Genomic DNA, 22,603 nt, shown 5'->3' on the forward strand with positions numbered 1-22,603 from the left:
TTAAAATAAAGGTTCTCCATTGAGGTCAGTGGTAAGTACTTCACTCATGTAATCAAAAAAAGGGCGCATTGCCAATAAGGTGAGAAGGACTTCCTTTTGAAAATTAGCTGACAAAACTTCCTTATCTGTAAATTTCCGCATTACCAGGAATTGTTTTTTTCTGATCAAATCTATGGACGGATGATTTTTATCAAAACCACGAGGTGCTGTTTTTACAGAATCTCCTTTAAGCTCTCCAAAATATTTTATAAAAGTTTTATCTGAGGTAATTTTTTCAATTTCTGAGCTGCTGATCTCAAACTCTTTACGGATACGGAGCAAATCCTTTGCTTCCGGACTCCAAAATCCGCCGCCTACAAAACTGTTGCCCGGTTCCAGCTGAATATAATATCCGCCTCTCAACATCGGTTTTGAGCGTGAATATCCAACTCCGAAATTGGTTTTATAGGGTGTCTGATCTTTTGAAAAACGAACATCTTTGTAAATCCTGAAAATATGGATTCCCTTCAGGTTATCAAATTCCTGAAGTTCGGTATAGATCTGATTAAAAAAAACTTTGTTTTCTTTTATAATGGATTCGTATTCAGATTTGTGCTTGGCAAACCATTCCCGATTGTTGTTTTCTTTTAAATGGGTGAGAAATTCAAATGTTTTTTTCATATTTTTATTAAGTGAGGTTATGCTTGTGTCCATTGTAGCTCAATGTATTTTGTACAGTAGTTTTTCATATCATCATATCCATCGAGTAAAATTGCTGAACCACCTTTTTTCACCACTTCCTTTACTATTTTATAATTTTCTTTCGCTCCATCGGGGCCTAGTCCAACTAAATCAAAAATAATATTATTTGTATTTGAAAGAGTAGTATACAATGATAATAGCCGTCTCGGGCTGCCTGTAAGTGTATTGACTTTTATTTTTTTATTGATCCCTTCCGTCTCGTAAATTTTTAAGGCATAAGGACTAGCAGGATTTGCATTCTTCTTTAAGTATTCTCCCACAGTCATAGGATAAAAAATGTATCTAAACTTAGATTCTCTGAAATGTTCAGCAAAAGTCATTTTTTTATGGATGATAACATTTTCATGGTATGTCTTACCACAAAATAGATCCTTAAGAAACATTTCCGTTTTATAAAAGTGTGTTCCGTTGAAAAGATTTATAACAATAATTTCTCCTTCATTGAGTGTAAACGGAGGGACGTAAAACAGGTCTGTTTGTATTCCTTTGTTTTCTATGAGCATTTGGATGTTTTTTGTCCAGCCAAGCTTGTCAAATAATAGTTCTTCATATTCTTTGTTTCCTTTGATAACTTTAATAAGATCTTCAGCGTTGTCAGGGATATTATTTCCATGTTTTATCTTGTTTCCGTAGCGTAACTTATAATGATAAAGCTCTATTAAATTTGAGGTTTGATTGGCTTTTTTAAAAATTGTATGATCTAGCTTATCTATATTGCCATTTTCATGGATTCGTAACCAATATACTAATTTTGAAATTCCTATCCGCTCAATAATGTTTGCTTGATTGAATCTATCCGAAAGACTATCAACTACTTCATTAGTTCCAAAGACTCTTAGGCAAGGTCTTAAGAATATTCTATTGAAACTAGAATCTATATAATGTATTGCTATTATTAATAGAGTTTCAAATAATTCTCTGTTGAAGCTGTCGTATAAATAAAGCAAGTCAGCTACGAAATATTTGTCTGAAATTTCAATATCACTTTGGAGAAGATTTACCAATTCAGTTGTTTGTTCTTCGGATAAATTTTGATTATGTGCTTTGAATTCAGCCAAGACCTTATTCTCCCGCTCATAATCAGAAGCAAAGTAGTCACCAGTGATTTTATATTTTTCGAGAGCTGCTTTAATTTCCATATAGAATGTTTGGCTGTATAAAATGCTTAGTTTATTTGCTCAAAGCTAGAAGTTATATATAATCTTGAATCTTATTTAATCCTACTCAGTGTTATTACATTTTGATGACCTGCAATGGCTTCAAAAGCTTCATTCTGATGTTGTACACTTGCCCATCCTTTTTTAGAAAGCTCTGTTCTGATTTCCTCTTCTGATTTATCTTTTATGAGAAGATAAAATGTAAAATCAACCACTTCCACCGGCACTCTTTCAATGGCATATTTTGTAAGTACAGAGACTAGCCTAAAGTAAACAAAAATACCTGTTAACCCAAGTTGTACAATCCAGATAATAATCCAGCCAACCCATCCGAGATTAACTTTATTTATTGTAAAACCATGCAAAAAAGTTATTTGTATAAAATTCCAAAATCCGATTCTTTCCACGTTATTGGTATTCAGAATTATTTCATACTGAAAATATTCGTTTGAAACATACGTTAGTACAATCATTCCACCTAGTAGATATAACAGTTTGTTAAGATCAGTATAATTTGAGAATTTAATTAAATATTTCATCACAAAAACAAGAGCTGTTGCTACAAGAAACTCAAAAAGACCAATAAAATATAAACCTTTTATGGAAAGACATGCTACCAGAAAACCAATAATCAAAGAAACGCATACACCACCTATAATTGGCAGTGTTATATTAGGGGTTTTTACTGGTGCTGGTTGGGGAAGCGTTTCAGGAATTATATAGTCATCCCAGTTGTTTTTCTTTTCTATTTCCTTTTCGAGATCCTTAAGCGCTTGCATATTGAACGTTTTTAAGGTTTCCTGATAAGCATAAATAAATAGTTTCACTCTTTTAGAATTTTTACCGTTATCCCATATTTCGTTACCAAGAGATTCACTTTTTACAGAAATGGAACCTTTATTATAATGGACGGTAATAATTTCTGTCCACCGATTGCTCATCCAGCTTGTTTCTTTATATTTTGCTTCTATAGAGTGATCATCTTTATACACTACATCCCAGTGCAGTTTTTCAAATGCTTTTTCTGCGATGGCAATGAAAAGTGTTTCGTTGACAAATGTTCTGAATTCCTCTTTATATTTAGGTGTAAAACCAATGCTGTGTTTTCGGGATATTGTTTCTTCGTAGTTTCTGAAAATGTCTTCCATTTGTAGTTTCAAGTATTGTTATCGGTTTAAGTTTTTGTGGATAAATTTTTAATAAAAAATAATCTATTCTCTGGTGCCTGAAGACATGAAAAATTAATTTATGCTCTTTCATTGTTAGCCATTGCTCGTATTTTCTGTTAATTTTCGTTTCAATTCTTCAGAGATCAGATTGTTTTCTATCAGGTAGTTACTCATCATTTTCAAAAATTTCTTTGACTGCTTTAAATAGGCTTCTTCAAGTGAGGATTGATCTGTTTCTAAAAATACTCTTGCTCTATGGATAAAGATTCCTGCGCCCTGAAATTCTTTGCTTATGAATAGCGTTCCTGCTAAAGAAATGTACGAGACAAATCTATGCTGAATATGATTTCTTTTCAAATATTGAAGCGGCATCTGTTGATGCATGTATTGAAAATGTGAAATAATATCAATGTCTTTTATGTATTTTTCACTTTCTATGATAAACCAATCGTCCTGTATTTCACCATCCAGATCTGTTTCAAGTTCGTAATAACCAATGGGTTCTAAATCATCAAGATAAACTTCGTTTTTTACATACAGACCTATTCTTGTTCTGATAATCGGTCCACCGTATCTTTTGTTGATCAGGTATTGATATCCGTCAAACTGTAAGGTGATTTCATTAAGCTCAAACCCACCGATAGGATCTTCAGGGTTTTCTGACAGTATTTTATGAAGAGTATCGAATGCAGTCTTCTTTAAATCAGGTGTTTTAACTCTTTCAGTTAATAATAATTCAAGTTCCTGAGCAGTCATATTATAGTTATTAGTCTTCAAATCTACGGATTAGAATAATATTTTTGTTGTTTATAATAAAATAGACTCTGAAGCTAGAATGCTTTAGAGGTATTTTAAAGAGAATGTTTTTATTTTACTGGTATAGAGCCTGGAGACTTGGTGGGCAATAGTTTTTATTTCCAATTTCTACTATTCATAATTCCTTTTGCAACTTCATCTACTTCCTGAATCATCTCATTTTTTGTTGGAGAAGCAGCAATCCGAATTATTTCACTTTTGATTATAGGACTTTGCGTAATAGGGCCAAAAACAGTAATGATCCAATATTTCCATACTTCATCTTCGTTGTTTTTTAAAATTGAAAGTAACTCTGTTGTAATTTTATCATTGATACTTTCTAAGTATTCTGAAACAGGCTTTGCAACTGGCCAGTTAAGATCTTGCAGCCATTCAAGTAAATCTGGAACAATTTCTTTTAGATCTTCATGGGAATAATTTTTTAGTTTTTGAGCTGTAGATAAATCACCTTTATTTTTTGGAATTAAATCTTTAATATTTTCAATCATTTTTAGCTGTTTTTATAATTTCTACTTGCTCTTCGAGGTCTGCAAACTTTAGATTTATTTTAATCAGAGTATTTTTTAGTGTACGATTGTCAGTTATTGTTTTTTACTATTAACAGAAAGATTTTAAAAAAATATCCAGCAACTACACATTTTAGTCATACACTATTTGAAATGATTTTTTAAAGTTCCACATTTTTAAATTCTGAATTTACTTTCCACAGTCTATATTCTACAGTCCATTTTTCAGGAATATAGAATGGAATCGCATAATATCCGTTATATTCTCTAAAGATATTTTGAGAACTTAAAACCTTCTTTTTTACCTTTTTGGTTTCATCACAATTCGACTTGTTAAAGGTTAGCATCTCTATCGGCATTTCTTTGGGTAATTCGTAGTAAGGGTATCTGTATGGTTGAATTGCAAATTTTTCTACTAAATTCTTACTATTAAAACTGAAATCTTCAGCAGATGAGCATTCAGAAACTTCCATTTCCATCCCAAATCTGATTTCAACTTTATAGTCCTTGTAATTCTCAATTTTTGGAAGCTTGAGATCAACTCTTTTCATTCCTTTTTCAGGCTCCGGATAATTGGGCTTTTCCTGTGAATACAGATTGAAAGAATATAGAATAGAAATAAATAAGATTATATTTTTCATGTGTAAATTTTGTTTTTATTTATTGAATAATCCCTTCCGTAGAACAACATATCTTACATTCTGGATTGGTCTCCTGATTATTTTTTGAAACGAATGACGGAATTGATAATAATGTTTGAAGGTTAATATTATCTGAAAATTTTGATCTGCTGTAAAGCCTTTACTGAGCAGCTTCCCATCTGTTGGGTAAACGGTATATTCAAATTGGTTACTATTATTTTTTATTGTTGATGATAAACCCATCTTTGGATGCATTGGTATACACTCTTGTTTTGGTTTCACGAACTTCATTGGCTGTATTTGAAGAGAGGGCACTCTCGGTAATATCAGCTGCTTGTAAGCTTTTAATCGCTGATTTGGTTGAAGACGCTGTACTTCCGCCGATGATATATAATTTATTGTTATATACCTCTGCTGTAGCGTGTCTTCTGGGAATCATATTGGAGGATAACTGATGGAATTTATTGGTTGTCGTATCAAAATAGGCCAGAAAAGTCTGATTATTATATCCTCCTGCAATAAAAATCTTATCACCGGATACGGCTAATGAATGTCCGGATATTCCAGCAGGCATTGTGTATTGATTGGTCCACCGATTAGTGTTGAGGTCGTAGACATTGATCAGTCGGGATGAGGTACCATTAAAACCACCAATGACATACAATTTATCATTCACAATTTTGCCCTTTGTTTCTCTGGCTGTGGGCATATCCGGTAATGGATGCCATGTATTGGAAGCAATATCATAATACTGGAATCTATTAGAAAATACAGTGTTTTTGGCTCCATTTAATCCGCTGCCCCCAAACACATATATTTTTCCATTATGGATGGCAGAGCCTGCATTTCCAGTATAGGAACGGTTAACAGCTCCTTTCGTTACCTTCTGGGTTTCAAGGTCTACAATTTCAAGATGGCTGTTTCCCCAACCGTTAAAAATATAAATTTTATTATCGTAAGTCTCCGAATTAGCAAATTTTTTGGAAAGCAGAGAAGAATTGAAAACACTCCATTTATTGTCAGTAATATTATATTTTTCAATATAGTTTGCATTACCGCTGTTTTCCTGATATCCATTGCTTACATATATATTATCATTCACGATTACACTGGTTGTGGCTCCTCTGCCCACGGACATATTGGCGAGAGTTTTAAATTGAAGCGTTTGTGCATGGATTAGCATTGAACCCAACAATGAAAGGAATAATAATTTTGTTTTCAATGGCGTTAAGGTTAAGTGTTTGTTTTGCATATTTATAGAAACAAATATATGTAAAAGCTGAATCTGAAGTGGGAGACTCCGGATTTTATTTTTTGATGGCGCAAAGTCTCCCGGCTTTGCGGAGGAGTAAGCAAAACGTTTACTGATGGTTTTCTCGTCTATGGAGATAGCGGGATATTCAAATTGAACATTATTTCATTAATCTCCGCCACTTGTGTGCTTTTAATAGAGGAAGAAGGAAGAGTGGTTGTATTTCCACCGATGATGTATAATCTATTGTTATATACTTCTGCTGCTGCGTGTCTTCTGGGAATCATATCGGATGATAACTGATAGAATTTATGGGTAGTAGTATCAAAATAGGCCAGAAAATCCTGATTACTGTAATCACCTACAATGAAAATCTTATTATCGGCTACTGCTAATGAATGCCCGGATATCCCAACAGGCATTTTATATTGATTGGTCCAACGATTCGTGTTAAGGTCGTAAACATCTATCAGATTAGAAGAATTTTCGTTAAAACCACCAATGACGTACAGTTTATTATTAACAACCTTACCTTTTGTTTCTTTGGCTATGGGCATATCCGGTAATGAATGCCAGGTATCTGAAGCAATATCGTAATACTGAAATTTATCAGAATATATAGGGGCCCCGTTTAATCCGCTGCCTCCAAACACATATATTTTACCATTATATATGACAGAACCGGAACCGCCGGCATAATAAGGATTAATTGCTCCTTCGGTTACGGTATTGGTTTCAAGATCTACAATTTCAAGATGACAGTTTCCCAAACCGTTAAAAATATAGATCTTATTATTGTAAGCCTCCGAATTAGCAAATCTTTTGGAACTTAGAGTAGTATTGAGAATACTCCAACTGTTATCGGTAATATTATATTTCTCAATATAATTGACTTCGTTATCTGCTGTATAGCCATTGGACACATAAATATTATCATGCACTATTACACTTGCTATGGCCCCTCTGCCTGCTGACATACCGGCGAGCTTTTGAAAATGAAGCGTTTGTGCATGGGCCAGCAATGAGCCCAAAAATGACAGGAATAATAATTTTGTTTTCAATGGTAGTAAGTTTTAGTGTTTGTTTTTTTATGGTTCTTTGCTCTGACTTTAGGATTCAACCCTATCAATACTTTTATTAAATCATAAAAATATATTTCTGTATTTTTGGATTCAGATATTTTAATTTTGCTTTTTAATTCTTCATAATTTGAATATTCAAAGCCTGAAATCCTTTCAATAATTTTATTTTCTTTCACAAGAAACAATGTGTTATATTTCCTATGCTTTGCAAATTCCTGTTTTTCAAAGAAATATTCTAGATCGTTGAAATTGTATTTTTTACAGTTAAATATTTTTTGAAATATAATATCTTCTTTAGTGATTATAATCTTCGTATGAATTTTATAAAAGAAAGTCCATATAAAAAATAAAGCACCTAATAGAAAAGCTGTTTTTAATATGATCATTATATTGAAGGCGCTTATTAGTCCTTTCACATTAGAGTAAATAATGATTGAAAAAACCAGAGATAGTATGAAGGTTAAGAAATGAATAATTAAAAATGATTCAAAGTTTATTTTTGATTTTACCATGTTATGTTTTTACTCAATTGAATTTTGCTAAGTTAAAATATTAAAGTGAGATCATTTTTAAAGAAGTAGTAAAGTCAGAAAACTCTGCGTAGCAGAGGTAGAAAATCATCAGTGATATCCTTTTATTTTTTGTAAAATAACAGCATTATTCTTATTCGTATTCTTTTCAATGAGGAGATCTAAAATCTCTCCGTATAACGCTCTTTGTTTTTCGTTGGGAGCGTTCATAGGGTTGATTTGAACTAATTTTCCATTGGGGTATAGAATGATAATGTTTGTTGACATCCCATCGGTGGCAGGTTTTAAATCCTTATCATTAAAATCTTCTGATGTAAAGGACTCTGATATTCGCTGAATTCTTTCGATATCATTTTGTGACAGCTTAATTTTAAAAGGCTGCAGTTCCGGCCTTCCATTAAGATATTCAAGATGTTCCTTCTTTTCTTCAGCGCTCCTTTCTTCTCCATTTTCTTTTGGAGGTGGGGGAGGTGGAGGATTATAGGAAACCGGGCTGTAAAAAATCAAATATTTGTCAGTAAAATTTAAGATGGTTTCAGCAGGAAGATGAAAGGTGGGATAGTATCCTATTTTTATCAGAACAGCCTTAGGTTTTTCAGTTTTGTGATCATTATTTTTCTTACCACAGGAGAATAAAATTACAAGACAAAATGATAGCAGTATGAAATTTTTCATGGTATTCAAATATACATAGGTGATTTTAAAATCAGAATACATACAATTCTGTTTTTCATTAAGTGAGTTCTCCGAAAGTTACAAACGTATATGTTTGTCATCAAACGAATTCTCAGGAAGTTAAAAACAACTTTGTTTGTAATCTCCCGAGGACTCCGGAAGTCTTATACAAGTTGCGGGAAACAAAACAATATCCTGTTTTGTTTCCCGCAATATGGTTTGTAATGAAATAATCATTTTATCTTTTTCAAATCCATTTCCGAATATAATCTATACTGTATATTTCCTGTACTTTCATACACTTTGTCATATAATACCTTAGCCTCTTTGTACTTTCCCAATTCGTCATAAAGTGCTCCTAACATATAAGCAGCTTCTATTTGATCAGGTTCATTTTTTAAAATTTCTTTATACATCCTTTCAGCCTGTTCATTTTCATTATGAGCAAAATACCAGTTGGCTATTTCCCAATAATCAGATAAAAGCTTTGTTTCAGTAAATTTATTTTTTAGAGAATCGATACTCATTTCTTTGTAATCATTTCTAAATTTGTCCATTCCTGTTTTCTTTACATCAGCCATATGAATATAGAAAGGATCACAATTATTTATTAATCTGATCGTAAGGTCTTTCATGAAATCATCTCTGTTTTTGTTAGCTGTGTTGTTATGGAAGTTTTCAAAATCTTTCTGAAGTTTTATCATTACTTCAGAAGAACAAGTTTTAAATGTTTCATCAGTATAATTTGTTTTACTGGATAAACAAGTGCAAAATTCCTTTTCAAATTTTTGTGGAAAATCCTGAGCTTTAATGTGAAAAGAAATTGAAACAGAGAACAATATTCCTAAGAGTAATTTTTTTTTCATTTATAGCTTTGTTTTATTAATGTTCTTCTGTTCATAAAAATATTCTTAATCACAATAAATTGGCAAACGTATTTGATCAAATCCACTTTTTCCCCTGAACCGGAATAAAAAGGCATTCAAATTTTTACTGTGCCATTCTACATCATCTCTTACTGTTTCTTCTTTGGATTTTTCTAAATCTTCATATACTTCCAGGTATGGTTTCCCAAGATTTTCAGTTATATATTTTTTGATTTCATGGAATTTTTCATTAAACATTTCATGAGAAGTTTCTATTTTTTCATTTTCATTCCATTCATACAACTTGAATTTGGTTTGGTCATCTTTTGTGAAAAAATAATCTACTTTAAGAATGAAGTTGTTCTCATTTCTTTGATAAGATTTAGGAATTTCAAATGTATGTTTTTCAAAAGTTGGATACATATCCTTTCCAATTCCCCAAAAATATCCAAGTGTGATATCTTTTGATTTTTTATCTGTTTCTTCTTTTTTAATTTCAGTGAAGCTTTTAAGGGAATGATCAATTTCATCCTGGACAGGAACATTGTTATATTTATTTACTGAACAACTATAAAATAATAGTAAGATAAAGACAAAGAAAATTTTTGATTTCATTATAACACTATTTTGATGTGATAGTACAGCCAGCGGAAAAAGTATTGGTGTTTTATTGAGTATAATCCCCCGCAATAATAGATTTTTCCATGGAGTTTATAACCTCAGAAACAGGCACAGTAAATATCCCTGCATTTCCTTTGTCAAACTCTTTTTTCCAGTAAGAATATCCGTCGAGTTCAAGAGAGTCAGGCTTTTTGAGGGTTTCATTTTTCAGGCTGGTGACACTTTTGTCTAACGCTTCTTCTGATATAGGAATATGGCTGATGTATTCTGCAAAACCTTTGGGACTGGCAGGATTTTTCATTTTCAAACCACTGATGGAAATATGAATTACTTTTCCGGTTTTAGGATATTCCTCAATCTTTAAAATTTTAAGAATTGAGCTTTTTTCCGTAGGACGGGTTTTGTACTGCCATTCCTGGCCGACAATGTATTTGTCTTTCTGAGTACAACTGAAGGATAGCAAGAATAGTACTGCTATTAAAGTATAGAGTTTCATGAACGGCCGGTTATTAGTTTTGCATATTTGCTCGTTATAGAAACAAATATAGGTAAAATCTGGGGGATAGGAAATGGGGGAGTAGGGTATTTTAGCGAGGGTAATGATAAAGAATCCGAAGTGGGGAGACTTCGGATTTTTATATTAATTACGTAAGTTAGGAGACTTTATGCAGAGGGGATATGTATTTAATTTTTTTTTTCAATAGTTGTTATTCAGTCTTCTTTGCTTAGATGCAGTTGAATGAAACCGTCTTTAAGGTTATATTCTTTATGTTTAAATTTTGAGTTCAGTTCACTGCTGTTTCCTAAAACACCGCCAACTCCTGTTATTAATGGATGAATATTAAAATAAATGTCTGTTACCAAATCTTTGTCTATAAAGGCATTAAAAGCACCTGTTCCGCCGCCAACTGCCATTTCGTGCAACCCTCTTTCTGACATATATTCAATAGCTTCTTCGGGGCTTTCAACAGTCTTGTAGCCTTTTGATGCATAGGGTTTTTCAGAGAGTATTACGATTTCTATTCCGCTAAAATGTTCTTTGACTTCCTGTGGGAAATTTAAAAAACTTTCAAAGGTTTTCAAGCCTATGACAAGGTTCCCAACTTTTTTTGCAAATTCTAAATAAAACTCCATTGCTTCTGGTGGCAACTGATGATGTGGATGATCAGATAATAATACTTTACCATTAGCCGAAATGTTGGCAATTACTGTTACTCTCATTTTTAATTTTTTTTACAGGATAAAATTATCTGAAAGAAACTTTACCTTTACTATCCATTACCTTTTGGAAAGTAACTATTTTATGAGTATCAAAAAAAATGACATCAGTAAAGAAAAAATCTTGGCTCTTAAAGATACCATTGAACTATTGGGCGGCAAGTGGAAATTCTGCATTCTGCATAATCTGTATAATTACGAAACTATGCGGTTCAAAGATTTACAGGAAACGGCTTTGGGAATAAGTCCAAAAGTTCTGTCCAAAGAGCTGCAGGAACTGGAAGATAATTTACTGATTACCCGAACGGTTAATAACACCAAACCTGTTACAGTTTCGTATGCACTTACCACACATGCCAAAGAAACTGAAGATGTTGTCAATGCCTTAATTAATTTTGGCTTGAAGCATAGAAAGAAAATAAAGGAGAAGTGATTTTATATAAATGCTGTTTAAACTTTTTTATTAAACCACAAAAGACACAAAAGATTGAAACACTTAAGGGTGCTTAAGAGGATATCCTAGCGCAAAATACGTCCACATAAGTTTTGAAAAATCTTTGATTTTTTTTCTTCAATGTATTTTTATGCTGTATTATTTTAAACTTTCTAAAGTGTACTAAAGTGTTTTAAAAATAAAAACTTTTGTGATTAGTTTAAACAGACTTATAAGTAAGAAGTTGAGCTTACATCAAATCATCTTTTTTAATTTTTAAGGCTTTACTTTTTCCCTTTGCTTTCAATAATAAGATACGCTGCATCCAGCATTTTAATCAGATGAATATATGGGTTTATCATATTCCTTTCCGGTAGTTTGTCATAGATGCCCATTGAAAAATAAACCATCCCGGAAATAAAATAATCAAATTCTTTGATGCTGTATTCTTTGAATGCTTTTTTAAACACCAACATAGGATTTTGGTATTCTTTCTCTGAAAGCAACCCAAGAACCAACGGAGAAGGATCTTTCAACTCAGTATTGCCCACCAATTTCTTTTCCTTCAGCATGATAAAGTAGCCTGTACGGATGAATGAACGCATAGCCTGATGAAAGTGATAAATAACAGACGGATCCTCTTTTATCCAGCTATTTCTTTTAAGGGCATAACTTATAATGCTGTTTAAAAGTTCTTTGGATGCTGCCAGATCATTGAGTTGAAAAAATGTTTCCATCTGCTGTAAGCCACAATGCTTCTTGCGGCCTTTCCCAAGCCGGGATTGAATGTCTGTTCTGTCTTTTTTCATGAGTGTGTATTTTTTGTTGTACGATTATACGGCAGTAAAGAAGTAAGTTTTGCAATACCTGAACTTCCTGTCTATACAAGCCGAATGAATATGATAGAATTTGTGTTTTCTAAAAGCCCGAAAGCCGCAATGGATTGTACACCCCATTGTACCGTATCATGATACTTTATTTTGTAAAGCAGGCTTAGAAAAAGATGATTGTAGAAAAGCAGAACAGCATGAAAATAAAAACGGCATGAGACTCTACAATATCTGTAATAGGGGTACTGGTATACCTTGCAACAGATAAGAGAGCCCACGCCTAGGTCGTGAGCTTCATACTTATCATCTTGTTGCATTAAAAAGTACCAGTTTTCTATTACAAGATTCTAAGCAATAGCTTCTATATTTCTTTGAAGTATCGCAAAATTACTCTAATGAATAATCTTTTCCAAATATAATAAATTTTCATTTTGTTACAAGTACTTGTAACAAAATTTGTGAAAAAAATTACGCCCTTTGTATAAACTGCTAATAAATGGACGTTTTACAAGATGAAATACTAAAAAGATTTGGAGAACACGTCAAAGATTTAAGACTTAAATCTGGGCTTACCCAAGATGATGTTGTTCTAAATAGCTCCAAAATTACTAAAGGTACAGTAAGCGATATAGAAAATGGGAAAAGAAACTTTGCATTTACTACATTAATTGATTTGGCCAGAGGTCTAAATATATCACCTAAAGATTTATTAGATTTTAAAATTGATTAGAAATTCTAGATTTTTCCTTAATTAGAATATAAAATAAGCTCCGAAGCATTCGACTTCGGAGCTTATTTTTTAAATAGATTGGTTTTATTTTATTGGCTCAATGTCAAGAGATTTTGTGCAACGGGCAAATTGTGACAAAAGAATCTTCGTTGTTTAAATATGGCTAAACAATCTTTTCTAATACAGCCTTTTCCTTTGTATTATCTAATTTGGATTTTTCATCATAAATGATTTTGTACATTACTTTTTTCCCTTTTAAATTGTTGAAAGTGAAGTTTTTATTATCTTTTGAATGCACGAAAATATTATTGGGATTTTTTTCAATAAAGCCATAATAATCCCCATACTTATCTCGAATAATTGCAATAATTTTACCTAAATATATTTTTTCTGATGAGTTTATAAGGTCATGATCTTGTAATTGTGCGGATTTTTCATCATCCTTTATTAAACTGTTAACCTCTTTTATAAGGTGCAATGTAAAAGCTTCAACATCTTTTGTTCCCCTCCTAGATTTTCCAAGTACGGTTTCCCATTTTTCTAGAGAATCGGTAAATAATTTAATGCTATCACTAACTAATTTCTCAAATTGTTGATTGTCTTTAAGAACAAAGAGGAGTTTGTTACAAGCTTTATCAACCTCTGTTTCTTTATTTTGAGAAGGAAGGTACCCCATAACACTTTGTCTTAACATCATTAATATATGTGATTTATAAGTTCTTACTATTCGAGGAACATTATTTTCTCTTAAAAAATTTTCAAACTTTATGAAAAGATATGCTAATGTGAAATATGGTAACTTAGAATGATGATCCTGAAAAATATCATCTTTGTTTTCTTTTAATAATATTGATTCGTGCCTATGCGAAATATGTGGTTTATTAAGAAAAACTCCCAAATAATATTGCGTTAGTATTCTTAAGTTTACTTTTTGTGTTTGTTTAATAATAGGATTATGTTGATATTGTTTAGATCTCCTTTCATAGTAAATTGTTTCATATTCTGGAGAAACAACTGTAAAGAACTCTTCAAGATCTTTATGGAACTTTTTTGTACTTTCAAAGGCTTCCTCAAGAACAATATTTTGTCTATTTGTACCTCTAACAATATCATTTACAATTTCTTCATCAGTTGTACTAATTACACGGATAGATATAGGAACTTTTGATAAGTCTAGATTTTTCTTATAACATTCATAAATAATATGACTTGTCTGACATCCATTAACAATTTGGGGGTTGAAAATTGTTAATTTAGTATTGTTTTGTTTATATTCATCACAAACAATAGTTATCCCATTATTCAAAATGATAAACTTTTCTGGACTATCTTTTACAGTATTTTCTATTTCGAGATTAACCGGATTTAATCCCTGAAAGTCTCGAACATTATCATTGAAAAGAGACTTGCGAATTATTCCATCATCTGTAGAAATTAACTTTATTAGTTCGCTTCCATAAACGATCGAAAGGCAGGAGTTTGAAACATCGTTTACATCTGTTAATGGCATAGAATGTCTAGTGTCAATAGTAGCGCTAAAAGTATTTTGAATACTATCATAAATATTTTTTAATTCATTACTATCTATGAATTTAAAATTGTTTGATTCAAAATTATAAATATTTAGGTGAGATATATCTCTTCCAAATTGGTTTGCAATACCAACTAAATCTGCTGGATTTTTCCATCTCCCCATTCCTACATAATAAAGAATGATATTTGGATTGTTATCCCACATTATAGTAATTTCATCACTCAGTAAATACTCTTTAAGTTCAAGGCAATCTCTTATATTATCATTCATTGGAAAATGATGTTCGTCAGATAGAAAATCTCTAACTCCATCAACAAAATTGTTAAGCTCTCCTTTATCAAAATGTGTTTTATATTTTGATTGAATAAAAATAAACTCGACATTAATCCTTTTATTACGATTAAACCTTATTATATCATCAATTTCACTTTTTGTTTTTACAATTATATCTTCAACTTTAATTGCAAGTCCATCAATTCCCATATCACTTGATCCACCTACACTCACGAATTCTAGTGATTCAGTATCAGCACTAAAAGCATCTGGATGATGCAGTGTAAATATTGTATAATTTACAAATTTTTCGAAAGCTATTCCATCTTGTACATTTTCTAATTCATTTTTTTGTCTAAATTGTTTGAATCTTGCATTAATTATAGGTTCTACTTGCATGGTTATGGTTTTTAGTTAATATCTAAATTTACTTATTATTTTAATATCATTAGAATATTATTAAATTTTTACTGTATCTTTTTTGCTAAGTTCTTAAATTGAGAATTATAAACATTACGGTAAACCATATTCCACAAAAAACCGCCCTGCAAAAGCAGAGCGGTTTATATATTAAATTTGTCTTAGCGACTCGCTATTACATCATTCCTGGCATTCCACCACCCATTGGGATAGTGGTTCAGCGCTCTTAATTTCAGTGATAACACATTCAGTTGTAAGAAGCATTCCAGATACAGAAGCTGCATTTTCAAGGGCAACTATTGTTACTTTAGTTGGGGCAATGATTCCTGCTTCAAGCATGTGAACACTCGTCAGTTTTAGCATTGTATCCGGAGCCTCCCCGCTGCCGCACGAATCTTTTCGTATGACTTAAATAAATTAGCTATTATCTAAAGCCAAAGCCACACGATACAATCGTGCGGTAGCGAGGACATGAAGGATTTGTTTCTAGATCATTTGCACGATTTGTTAAGTGCTTAAAAAGCTCTATAAAGTTTTTAGCATTTTGATTCCAAGAATATTTTTGCGAAATTGAAACAAAATCCTCTATTGAATTTCCAAAAGAACTTATCTCTTTTACATCAAAATTATTTGAGGTTTTTGATTGAATAAAGAAAACATCTGCTATTGGTTTATTATTTTTATTTAAAATTTCATCTAAATCCTCTTTTGAAGTTATTAAATGCTTGTTTATTAATATTGCAAAACCATCTAAGCCAAATGTCCCGTTAACTCCTATATTTATGAGGTCTAGTGCATCTTCATCAAGTCTATCTTCTAATTTTTTCTCTAGAATAGTGTAATTTACAAAATGTTCAAATAAGTCACTGTCATTAAGATTTTCAAAATCAAATTTAGATTGGAAGTCTTTTAGTAAGCTTTGAGTAATTCTATCTATCATACTTATTATTTAGTTTTCATTTTTATAAATTTTTACGAAATTAAAATGTTTTTATGGTACTTCCTTACGGGAAACCGTATCTAAATAAAAAACCGCCCTACAAAAGTAGAGCGGTTAATATATTAATTTGTCTTTTGTGGTTCTAAACCCATCCAAAGCTATATAAAACCCATCTATTGGGGTTCACCAACCGGAAATTAGGTATTACAAACCTGGCGGGAGAAGCTGAAGACCTCAAAGGAGTATTTCAGAACGCCAAAATAGCGTTTCAAAACCTCGGCCAGGATATCTGGAACCTTAAATGAGGAGTTCAGGAGACATTTTTTGCCAATACAATGTAATGTATTTTTTTATATAGCAATTCTTACATCAGGATTATAATGATATATTCCTTCTGATTTTGCGGTTAATTCACCATTTTTTTTGATGGTAATCATAAAGCCTTCTTTTTTCAATGAAGGTGATGTAGAGATTTGGGATAAGTATAAAATAAATTCATCTTTAGATTCTTTGTAGATGTTTCCGTTTTTATAATCCTGATCCATTATATAGCCATATAGCATAGCAACAAACATGGCTTCTTCAATGTTATTTATTTCTCCAAGAAAATGATACAGTTCTTTTCCATGGGTAATATATTCGGGTTTATTATTCTTGTTTATGGCATAAAAATAGGAATAGCAACCTCCAGGCAAACAAGGAAAAAATCCATACGAGTCGCTCTCTGTACGTATAGGATTTATTTTTCTATTTCCTTTTTGATAGAGTATATTATTGGTTTTAAAATCATAATGTACCAAAGCCCAAATTTTATAATCACTATTGGGCTTTATCTTTTTTACTAAATCTGTAATATCATTGATTTTGGGAATTAAAATAAATCCGTCTTTTTCATTTTGCTGCGAAAAAACAAAAATACTTGTAAAGAAGAAAAGTAAAATAAATGGTATTTTTTTCATGATATATTAATTGTTTTTCATGGGTTATCGTTACTCGTCAAATATATAAAAAACCGCTCTACAAAAAGTAGAACGGTTAGTATATTAATTTGCTGCGGTAGCTGGCCGTTGCATTATTCGTAGTATTGATCTATATAGGATTTAAAATATTATTGGTGTATTTCCAGGGAAATGAATAATAGCCAATCCCTTTATTTAGCTGTCCTGATAGAGTGTCAGAGCATTTGGCAATATAATCTGTTATTTTATCTTTATTTTTATCATCTTTCATCAGCGTTTGCAAACTTGAAAGCCATGCTGCATTAATACCTTGCTGATCCTTATGAGCCGCAAGATATTGCTCAACCTGGGTATCAATAGTATTACCAGGAACACCATTTCTTTTTTTATCCTCCGGAGCCCGGCAGATATTCACAGGGTTCCAGGTTACAATGGAGAAAAAACCACCTACTTTAGTCTCCGGATCGCTGTCTTCAAAATCAAACATGGGGGCACCAATTTTTTCTCCATAGTCATAGACAGACTGCATCCATGAATTTTTGATAAAATTTTTGACATCGGGTAAGTTTTTGCAATTTTTTGCCATATTTTCCATCAGAGGATTCAAGACAATATTAAGGGTCTTTTGGGGAACTATATGCCCCTGATGATCATCAACTGTCACACCAGGTCCATCAATGGTTACTTTTTGATAAATGAAGTTTGTGGGTTTGTTCTTACTGTCAAGATCAAAAGAGTGAAAATTAACGGGTTTTTGTACACGATAAATGGGATTGTAGCCGTGTATTCTGTCATTATCTCCAGCCATAATAATTGTGTTTTACTATTTTACCTACTCTATACAGTTTTCGGTATACCTGTTTAAGAAAAGAATGTTTGTTTGGGAACTTTTATTTCTGTAAAATTAAACGAATGTAAGCGTTGAAAATACCGTATTTATTACCCAAAATGAATTTAAGTATTTCTACTAGTTGTGAAATATTATAATTAAAAAATACTTTCTTGCTCATGTGAGATTTTCTTTTTCAAACAGTTGATACATAAAAAAACCGCTCTGAAAAACAGAACGGTTAGTATATATTTGCCTCGGTCGCTGACCGTTACATCATTCCTGGCATTCCACCACCCATTGGCATAGCTGGTTCAGCGCTCTTCACTTCAGTGATAACACATTCAGTTGTTAAAAGCATTCCAGATACAGAAGCTGCGTTTTCAAGGGCAACTCTTGTTACTTTAGTTGGGTCAATGATCCCTGCTTCAAGCATGTGAACATACTCGTCAGTTTTTGCGTTGTATCCGAAGTCTCCAGTTCCTTCTGCTACTTTAGCAACAATTACAGAACCTTCACCACCTGCGTTAGCAACGATTTGTCTTAATGGCTCTTCAATTGCTCTTTTCACGATTTTGATCCCTGTAGTTTCGTCAGAATTGATTCCGGTAAGGTTTTCCAAAGCAGAGATTGCTCTTACTAAAGCAACACCACCACCTGCAACAATACCTTCTTCAACAGCTGCTCTTGTAGCGTGAAGTGCATCATCTACTCTGTCTTTTTTCTCTTTCATTTCTACTTCAGAAGCAGCACCTACATAAAGTACAGCAACACCACCAGCTAACTTAGCCAGTCTTTCCTGAAGTTTTTCTTTATCATAATCAGAAGTAGAAGTTTCCATCTGAGCTTTGATCTGAGCTACTCTTCCTTTGATTTTCGCTTCGTCACCACCACCGTTTACAACAGTTGTGTTGTCTTTGTCGATCGTTACTTTCTCAGCAGTTCCAAGCATATCCAAAGAGATGTTTTCCATAGTGAAACCTTGCTCTTCAGAGATCACCTGTCCACCTGTAAGGATCGCGATATCTTCTAACATTGCTTTTCTTCTGTCTCCGAATCCTGGAGCTTTTACAGCAGCAATTTTAAGAGAACCTCTTAATTTGTTTACTACCAAAGTAGCTAAAGCTTCACCTTCAACTTCTTCAGAGATGATCAATAAAGACTTACCACCTTGTGCAATTGGCTCAAGAACTGGTAACAATTCTTTCATTGAAGAGATTTTCTTCTCTACTAAAAGGATATATGGATTTTCTAGTTCAGCTAACATTTTCTCAGGGTTAGTCACGAAGTATGGTGACTGGTATCCTCTGTCAAACTGCATACCTTCTACAACATCTACCGTTGTATCGATACCTTTAGCTTCTTCTACAGTGATTACACCTTCTTTTCCAACCTTTCCGAAAGCTTCAGCGATCAAAGCACCAATAGTTTCGTCATTGTTAGCAGAAACGGAAGCAACCTGTTTTACCATTTCTGTAGAATCTCCAACAGTCTGAGACTGTGTTTTCAGGTTTTCAACAACTGCAGATACTGCTTTGTCGATTCCTCTTTTAAGATCCATTGGGTTAGCACCTGCAGCTACATTCTTAAGACCTTCTCTTACGATAGCTTGTGCCAATACAGTAGCGGTAGTAGTACCGTCTCCTGCGATATCATTAGTTTTGGACGCAACTTCTTTTACCATTTGCGCTCCCATATTTTCTACTCTGTCTTCAAGTTCGATTTCTTTTGCAACAGAAACACCATCCTTAGTTACGTGTGGAGCACCGAAAGATTTTTCGATCACTACGTTTCTACCTTTAGGACCTAAAGTTACTTTTACTGCATTAGCCAATGCATCTACCCCTCTCTTTAGAGCGTCTCTTGATTCAATATCGAATTTTATTTCTTTTGCCATAATTTTTTATTGTATTAATGTACTTTGTACAATGTATTAATGATTTTATATCCTGAAAATATCATTTTACATGAATACATTTTACTTTTTACAAATTAACCGATGATTCCTAATAAATCAGCTTCTCTTACGATTAAATAATCTTTTCCTTCAAGCTTCAATTCAGCTCCTGAATATTTTCCATAAAGAACTTTGTCACCTACCTGAACAGTTGTAGGCTCATCTTTTTTACCAGGACCTACTGCCACAACAGTACCTTCTTGAGGCTTTTCCTTTGCAGTGTCCGGGATGATAATACCTGAAGCTGTTTTAGTTTCTGCAGCGATAGGCTCTACTAGAACTCTGTCTGCTAATGGTTTAAAGTTTACTGACATAATATGTTTATTTATTAATTATTTCTGTGTAGTAATTCTCTAAATGTATGCCATGAGACACTGGTGGATGAAATGGCAGACTTTTATTTCCGAATGTGAAAATTTGGCAGAAAAATTATTTCTTGCGTGCTGGAAATCCGAAAAGATAACTCGTAGCTACAGGCACTACAAACAAAAGAACGGTAATAGCGGAAACCAGAATTTCCATGGTATGACTGGCTAAAAACTGAGCAAAAGCTGTAGCAGGGTAGAAGTGTTCGTATAATGACAAACTTAGTTTAACTCCTAAAATAGCAATCACAATAAAAGCGGCCGTTTCCAGAAAAGGGAATATCTGCATCAGACGGACAAACCACTGTGCAATAAATCTCATCGCTAAAATTCCTATAAATACCCCAAGTGTAATCAAAAGTAAATTGTCTGAAAACGCTACCGCAGCAAAAACATTATCTATAGAAAAAGCAAGATCCATTACTTCTACAATAGCTACAGTGGCCCAGAACTGTCCCAGCAGTCCGATTGAATTTTTGTACAGCCAACTGGATTCTTTGCCCGGGGTTTCCTCAGGATTTTCTTCATCATTTGTGTTTTTAATCTTTTTGATAAACCAGTCAAAGGAAATATAGAGCAGATAGAATCCTCCTAATGGTTTTAGCCACCATACGGAAATCAGTACGGAAGCAAAAATAAGGGCCAGTCCACGAAATACATAAGCCCCAAGGATTCCGTATTTCAAGGCTTTTTTTCTTTGATGCTCGGGTAGATCCATTACGATGGTAGCCAGTACAGCTGCATTGTCTACAGAGAGAAGGCTTTCGATCAGGATGAGATTGCCGATGATAGCGATGGATCTTGCAGGATTTTGTAATATGTCATTTAAAAGGTGTGTGAAATCAGGAAACATCATTTTTTAAAGAAATAGAATTTTGATTAAGTTTTGAAATAATGGCAGCAGAAACTGAAATGCCTATGAAATTGGTAACCGATCTGGCTTCGTTCATAAAGCGGTCTATACTGTATAAAAGAGCAAGATCTGTGGTGGGAATTTTTCCAAAACGGCTTAGGGTAAACATCAGGGCAAGGAAGCCTGATCCGGGTACTCCCGAAGCTGTTTTTGAAGCAATTGAAATCGTTATAAAAAGCCAGAAATAATCTTTTACCGTAAGAGGAATATTATAAAACTGGATAAGAAAAATACATGAAATTGAAAGGTAAATACAGGCTCCTGCCAGATTAAAATTGTATCCGAGAGGAATAATAAGACGAAGAATTTTCCGGTCATAGCCTTGTGATTCCATTTTATCAAAAATCATGGGGAAGGCGGTCTTTGAAGAAGAAGTGGCCACTACAAGAATGATTTCCTCTTTGATGCTGATTAAAAAATCCCAAAGGTTAATTTTGAAATAAGCCGTTACAACACCTAGTATTCCAAAAATGAAAAATACACAGGTAAGATATACCGTTGCAACTATCTTACTTAATGGAAGCAAAGTATTAATCCCATATACAGAAATTCCGTAAGCGATATTAGAGAAAATGACTATCGGAAGAAAGATGTAAACATACTTGATGATCTTGAAAAACAAGTTTCTTCCCTTATCAATCGTTTTAAGAATGTTATTTTTTTTCTTTGAAAGGCCAATCACAACTCCCGCAGATATTGATATTAAAAGAAAAAGTACATAATTACTGATATGCAACGGATTCGTGGATGTGGTTAAAAATCTTTCCGGAAGCGCTTTGTGGGAAGAAATGATAATTCCCGTATTGGCTCCTGGTTTTAAAAGAAGCCCGGAACCGATTCCCAATACAATACTTACGGAGGTGATGATTAAAAAGTACAGAACCATCTGACTTACAATTTTAAAAGCATTTTTGGTGCTGAAAATGTAGCTTACCCCATAAGTTACAGCAATGAAAATAACAGGAATAATCAAAACCTCAAGAAGCATGAAAAAGTAACTGCTTACCATTTCCAGATGTTTACTGACTTCCGGGAAATAATAACCGGTTAATGCTCCACAGATAATCGCTGTGAACACATATAGAGTTAAGTTTCTTAAATAGGAGTCTGTAAATGTTTTTTGCTTAGAAGGTTTCATCATTCACT

The 22,603-nt window shown here is 32.9% G+C and carries 25 protein-coding genes and 1 pseudogene; 2 read left to right on the forward strand and 24 right to left on the reverse strand.

The window, feature by feature from the left end; all coding sequences use genetic code 11:
* The 14 genes from SFA27_RS03090 to SFA27_RS03155 form a co-directional block, all read right to left on the reverse strand.
* Entirely contained in the window at positions 1-660 is a 660-nt protein-coding gene (locus SFA27_RS03090; protein ID WP_407296214.1) for a DUF2461 domain-containing protein, read from the reverse strand.
* Positions 661-677: 17 nt separating this feature from the next.
* Complete coding sequence (locus SFA27_RS03095) at positions 678-1,880, reverse strand: hypothetical protein (RefSeq protein WP_407296216.1); 1,203 nt, start codon at positions 1,878-1,880, stop codon at positions 678-680.
* A gap of 71 nt (positions 1,881-1,951) precedes the next feature.
* Positions 1,952-3,046 (reverse strand): hypothetical protein, encoded by a 1,095-nt coding sequence (locus SFA27_RS03100; protein WP_047379161.1) that lies wholly within the window; start codon positions 3,044-3,046, stop codon positions 1,952-1,954.
* A 114-nt stretch (positions 3,047-3,160) separates the two neighbouring features.
* On the reverse strand, positions 3,161-3,844 hold the full coding sequence (locus SFA27_RS03105) for a hypothetical protein (RefSeq protein ID WP_156118490.1): 684 nt from the start codon (positions 3,842-3,844) through the stop codon (positions 3,161-3,163).
* Positions 3,845-3,978: 134 nt separating this feature from the next.
* Entirely contained in the window at positions 3,979-4,371 is a 393-nt protein-coding gene (locus tag SFA27_RS03110) for a DUF5071 domain-containing protein (protein ID WP_407296218.1), read from the reverse strand.
* A gap of 179 nt (positions 4,372-4,550) precedes the next feature.
* Positions 4,551-5,030 carry an ecotin family protein gene (locus SFA27_RS03115; protein WP_047379159.1) on the reverse strand — a complete coding sequence of 160 codons (480 nt, stop codon included), beginning with the start codon at positions 5,028-5,030 and terminating at the stop codon, positions 4,551-4,553.
* 214 nt (positions 5,031-5,244) lie between these two features.
* Positions 5,245-6,282, reverse strand: coding sequence for a Kelch repeat-containing protein (locus SFA27_RS03120; RefSeq protein WP_407296222.1), 1,038 nt, complete (start codon positions 6,280-6,282; stop codon positions 5,245-5,247).
* Between the two features lie 128 nt (positions 6,283-6,410).
* Positions 6,411-7,343, reverse strand: coding sequence for a Kelch repeat-containing protein (locus SFA27_RS03125; RefSeq protein WP_407296225.1), 933 nt, complete (start codon positions 7,341-7,343; stop codon positions 6,411-6,413).
* Positions 7,340-7,876, reverse strand: a complete 537-nt coding sequence (locus SFA27_RS03130; RefSeq protein ID WP_407296226.1) for a hypothetical protein — start codon at positions 7,874-7,876, stop codon at positions 7,340-7,342. Before SFA27_RS03130 ends, SFA27_RS03125 begins: the two co-directional genes overlap by 4 nt.
* Before the next feature lie 108 nt (positions 7,877-7,984).
* Complete coding sequence (locus SFA27_RS03135; protein ID WP_407296228.1) at positions 7,985-8,569, reverse strand: hypothetical protein; 585 nt, start codon at positions 8,567-8,569, stop codon at positions 7,985-7,987.
* A gap of 233 nt (positions 8,570-8,802) precedes the next feature.
* Complete coding sequence (locus SFA27_RS03140) at positions 8,803-9,435, reverse strand: tetratricopeptide repeat protein (protein ID WP_407296230.1); 633 nt, start codon at positions 9,433-9,435, stop codon at positions 8,803-8,805.
* Positions 9,436-9,480: 45 nt separating this feature from the next.
* A complete protein-coding gene (locus tag SFA27_RS03145) occupies positions 9,481-10,050 on the reverse strand; it encodes a hypothetical protein (protein WP_407296232.1) in 570 nt (189 codons plus the stop codon).
* Positions 10,051-10,102: 52 nt separating this feature from the next.
* Positions 10,103-10,552 carry a hypothetical protein gene (locus tag SFA27_RS03150; RefSeq protein ID WP_407296234.1) on the reverse strand — a complete coding sequence of 150 codons (450 nt, stop codon included), beginning with the start codon at positions 10,550-10,552 and terminating at the stop codon, positions 10,103-10,105.
* 215 nt (positions 10,553-10,767) lie between these two features.
* A complete protein-coding gene (locus SFA27_RS03155) occupies positions 10,768-11,277 on the reverse strand; it encodes a dihydrofolate reductase family protein (RefSeq protein WP_407296236.1) in 510 nt (169 codons plus the stop codon).
* Positions 11,278-11,359: 82 nt separating this feature from the next.
* Here SFA27_RS03155 and SFA27_RS03160 point away from each other — a divergent pair, with 82 nt between their 5' ends.
* Positions 11,360-11,707: a winged helix-turn-helix transcriptional regulator gene (locus tag SFA27_RS03160; protein WP_407296238.1), complete on the forward strand. Its 348-nt coding sequence runs from the start codon at positions 11,360-11,362 to the stop codon at positions 11,705-11,707.
* Positions 11,708-11,991: 284 nt separating this feature from the next.
* Here SFA27_RS03160 and SFA27_RS03165 read toward each other — a convergent pair whose 3' ends face one another.
* Positions 11,992-12,516, reverse strand: coding sequence for a hypothetical protein (locus SFA27_RS03165; protein ID WP_407296241.1), 525 nt, complete (start codon positions 12,514-12,516; stop codon positions 11,992-11,994).
* Positions 12,517-13,033: 517 nt separating this feature from the next.
* Here SFA27_RS03165 and SFA27_RS03170 point away from each other — a divergent pair.
* On the forward strand, positions 13,034-13,267 hold the full coding sequence (locus SFA27_RS03170) for a helix-turn-helix domain-containing protein (RefSeq protein WP_407296243.1): 234 nt from the start codon (positions 13,034-13,036) through the stop codon (positions 13,265-13,267).
* 163 nt (positions 13,268-13,430) lie between these two features.
* Here the strand turns inward: SFA27_RS03170 and SFA27_RS03175 are convergent, their stop codons facing one another.
* From SFA27_RS03175 to SFA27_RS03215, 9 genes and pseudogenes are all read right to left on the reverse strand, one after another.
* Complete coding sequence (locus SFA27_RS03175; RefSeq protein WP_407296246.1) at positions 13,431-15,473, reverse strand: AIPR family protein; 2,043 nt, start codon at positions 15,471-15,473, stop codon at positions 13,431-13,433.
* Between the two features lie 196 nt (positions 15,474-15,669).
* A pseudogene (gene groEL, locus SFA27_RS03180) lies at positions 15,670-15,864 on the reverse strand (chaperonin GroEL); the annotation flags it as partial.
* A gap of 54 nt (positions 15,865-15,918) precedes the next feature.
* Positions 15,919-16,434, reverse strand: coding sequence for a hypothetical protein (locus tag SFA27_RS03185; protein WP_407296249.1), 516 nt, complete (start codon positions 16,432-16,434; stop codon positions 15,919-15,921).
* A gap of 350 nt (positions 16,435-16,784) precedes the next feature.
* The gene (locus SFA27_RS03190; RefSeq protein ID WP_407296251.1) at positions 16,785-17,393 is read right to left on the reverse strand and encodes a hypothetical protein; all 609 of its coding nucleotides are present in this window, start codon (positions 17,391-17,393) and stop codon (positions 16,785-16,787) included.
* A gap of 130 nt (positions 17,394-17,523) precedes the next feature.
* Complete coding sequence (locus SFA27_RS03195) at positions 17,524-18,201, reverse strand: hypothetical protein (RefSeq protein ID WP_407296254.1); 678 nt, start codon at positions 18,199-18,201, stop codon at positions 17,524-17,526.
* Positions 18,202-18,493: 292 nt separating this feature from the next.
* Positions 18,494-20,119: a chaperonin GroEL gene (gene groL, locus SFA27_RS03200; RefSeq protein ID WP_047379148.1), complete on the reverse strand. Its 1,626-nt coding sequence runs from the start codon at positions 20,117-20,119 to the stop codon at positions 18,494-18,496.
* A 95-nt stretch (positions 20,120-20,214) separates the two neighbouring features.
* Positions 20,215-20,493, reverse strand: coding sequence for a co-chaperone GroES (gene groES / locus SFA27_RS03205; RefSeq protein WP_034696138.1), 279 nt, complete (start codon positions 20,491-20,493; stop codon positions 20,215-20,217).
* 115 nt (positions 20,494-20,608) lie between these two features.
* Entirely contained in the window at positions 20,609-21,400 is a 792-nt protein-coding gene (locus SFA27_RS03210) for a TerC family protein (RefSeq protein ID WP_407296259.1), read from the reverse strand.
* The gene (locus tag SFA27_RS03215) at positions 21,387-22,598 is read right to left on the reverse strand and encodes a cation:dicarboxylate symporter family transporter (RefSeq protein ID WP_407296262.1); all 1,212 of its coding nucleotides are present in this window, start codon (positions 22,596-22,598) and stop codon (positions 21,387-21,389) included. Before SFA27_RS03215 ends, SFA27_RS03210 begins: the two co-directional genes overlap by 14 nt.
* Between the last annotated feature and the right edge of the window lie 5 nt (positions 22,599-22,603).

The sequence above is a fragment of the Chryseobacterium sp. HR92 genome, assembly GCF_045689405.1.
Classification (GTDB): Bacteria; Bacteroidota; Bacteroidia; order Flavobacteriales; family Weeksellaceae; genus Chryseobacterium; species Chryseobacterium viscerum_A.

Excerpts from the sequence above, each read along its gene's own strand:
- SFA27_RS03090 (WP_407296214.1), bottom strand. The coding sequence starts at position 660 with ATGAAAAAAACATTTGAATTTCTCACCCATTTAAAAGAAAACAACAAT.
- SFA27_RS03095 (WP_407296216.1), bottom strand. The coding sequence starts at position 1,880 with ATGGAAATTAAAGCAGCTCTCGAAAAATATAAAATCACTGGTGACTAC.
- SFA27_RS03100 (WP_047379161.1), bottom strand. The coding sequence starts at position 3,046 with ATGGAAGACATTTTCAGAAACTACGAAGAAACAATATCCCGAAAACAC.
- SFA27_RS03110 (WP_407296218.1), bottom strand. The coding sequence starts at position 4,371 with ATGATTGAAAATATTAAAGATTTAATTCCAAAAAATAAAGGTGATTTA.
- SFA27_RS03115 (WP_047379159.1), bottom strand. The coding sequence starts at position 5,030 with ATGAAAAATATAATCTTATTTATTTCTATTCTATATTCTTTCAATCTG.
- SFA27_RS03120 (WP_407296222.1), bottom strand. The coding sequence starts at position 6,282 with ATGCAAAACAAACACTTAACCTTAACGCCATTGAAAACAAAATTATTA.
- SFA27_RS03130 (WP_407296226.1), bottom strand. The coding sequence starts at position 7,876 with ATGGTAAAATCAAAAATAAACTTTGAATCATTTTTAATTATTCATTTC.
- SFA27_RS03135 (WP_407296228.1), bottom strand. The coding sequence starts at position 8,569 with ATGAAAAATTTCATACTGCTATCATTTTGTCTTGTAATTTTATTCTCC.
- SFA27_RS03140 (WP_407296230.1), bottom strand. The coding sequence starts at position 9,435 with ATGAAAAAAAAATTACTCTTAGGAATATTGTTCTCTGTTTCAATTTCT.
- SFA27_RS03145 (WP_407296232.1), bottom strand. The coding sequence starts at position 10,050 with ATGAAATCAAAAATTTTCTTTGTCTTTATCTTACTATTATTTTATAGT.
- SFA27_RS03150 (WP_407296234.1), bottom strand. The coding sequence starts at position 10,552 with ATGAAACTCTATACTTTAATAGCAGTACTATTCTTGCTATCCTTCAGT.
- SFA27_RS03155 (WP_407296236.1), bottom strand. The coding sequence starts at position 11,277 with ATGAGAGTAACAGTAATTGCCAACATTTCGGCTAATGGTAAAGTATTA.
- SFA27_RS03160 (WP_407296238.1), top strand. The coding sequence starts at position 11,360 with ATGAGTATCAAAAAAAATGACATCAGTAAAGAAAAAATCTTGGCTCTT.
- SFA27_RS03165 (WP_407296241.1), bottom strand. The coding sequence starts at position 12,516 with ATGAAAAAAGACAGAACAGACATTCAATCCCGGCTTGGGAAAGGCCGC.
- SFA27_RS03170 (WP_407296243.1), top strand. The coding sequence starts at position 13,034 with ATGGACGTTTTACAAGATGAAATACTAAAAAGATTTGGAGAACACGTC.
- SFA27_RS03175 (WP_407296246.1), bottom strand. The coding sequence starts at position 15,473 with ATGCAAGTAGAACCTATAATTAATGCAAGATTCAAACAATTTAGACAA.
- SFA27_RS03185 (WP_407296249.1), bottom strand. The coding sequence starts at position 16,434 with ATGATAGATAGAATTACTCAAAGCTTACTAAAAGACTTCCAATCTAAA.
- SFA27_RS03190 (WP_407296251.1), bottom strand. The coding sequence starts at position 17,393 with ATGAAAAAAATACCATTTATTTTACTTTTCTTCTTTACAAGTATTTTT.
- SFA27_RS03195 (WP_407296254.1), bottom strand. The coding sequence starts at position 18,201 with ATGGCTGGAGATAATGACAGAATACACGGCTACAATCCCATTTATCGT.
- groL (WP_047379148.1), bottom strand. The coding sequence starts at position 20,119 with ATGGCAAAAGAAATAAAATTCGATATTGAATCAAGAGACGCTCTAAAG.
- groES (WP_034696138.1), bottom strand. The coding sequence starts at position 20,493 with ATGTCAGTAAACTTTAAACCATTAGCAGACAGAGTTCTAGTAGAGCCT.
- SFA27_RS03210 (WP_407296259.1), bottom strand. The coding sequence starts at position 21,400 with ATGATGTTTCCTGATTTCACACACCTTTTAAATGACATATTACAAAAT.
- SFA27_RS03215 (WP_407296262.1), bottom strand. The coding sequence starts at position 22,598 with ATGATGAAACCTTCTAAGCAAAAAACATTTACAGACTCCTATTTAAGA.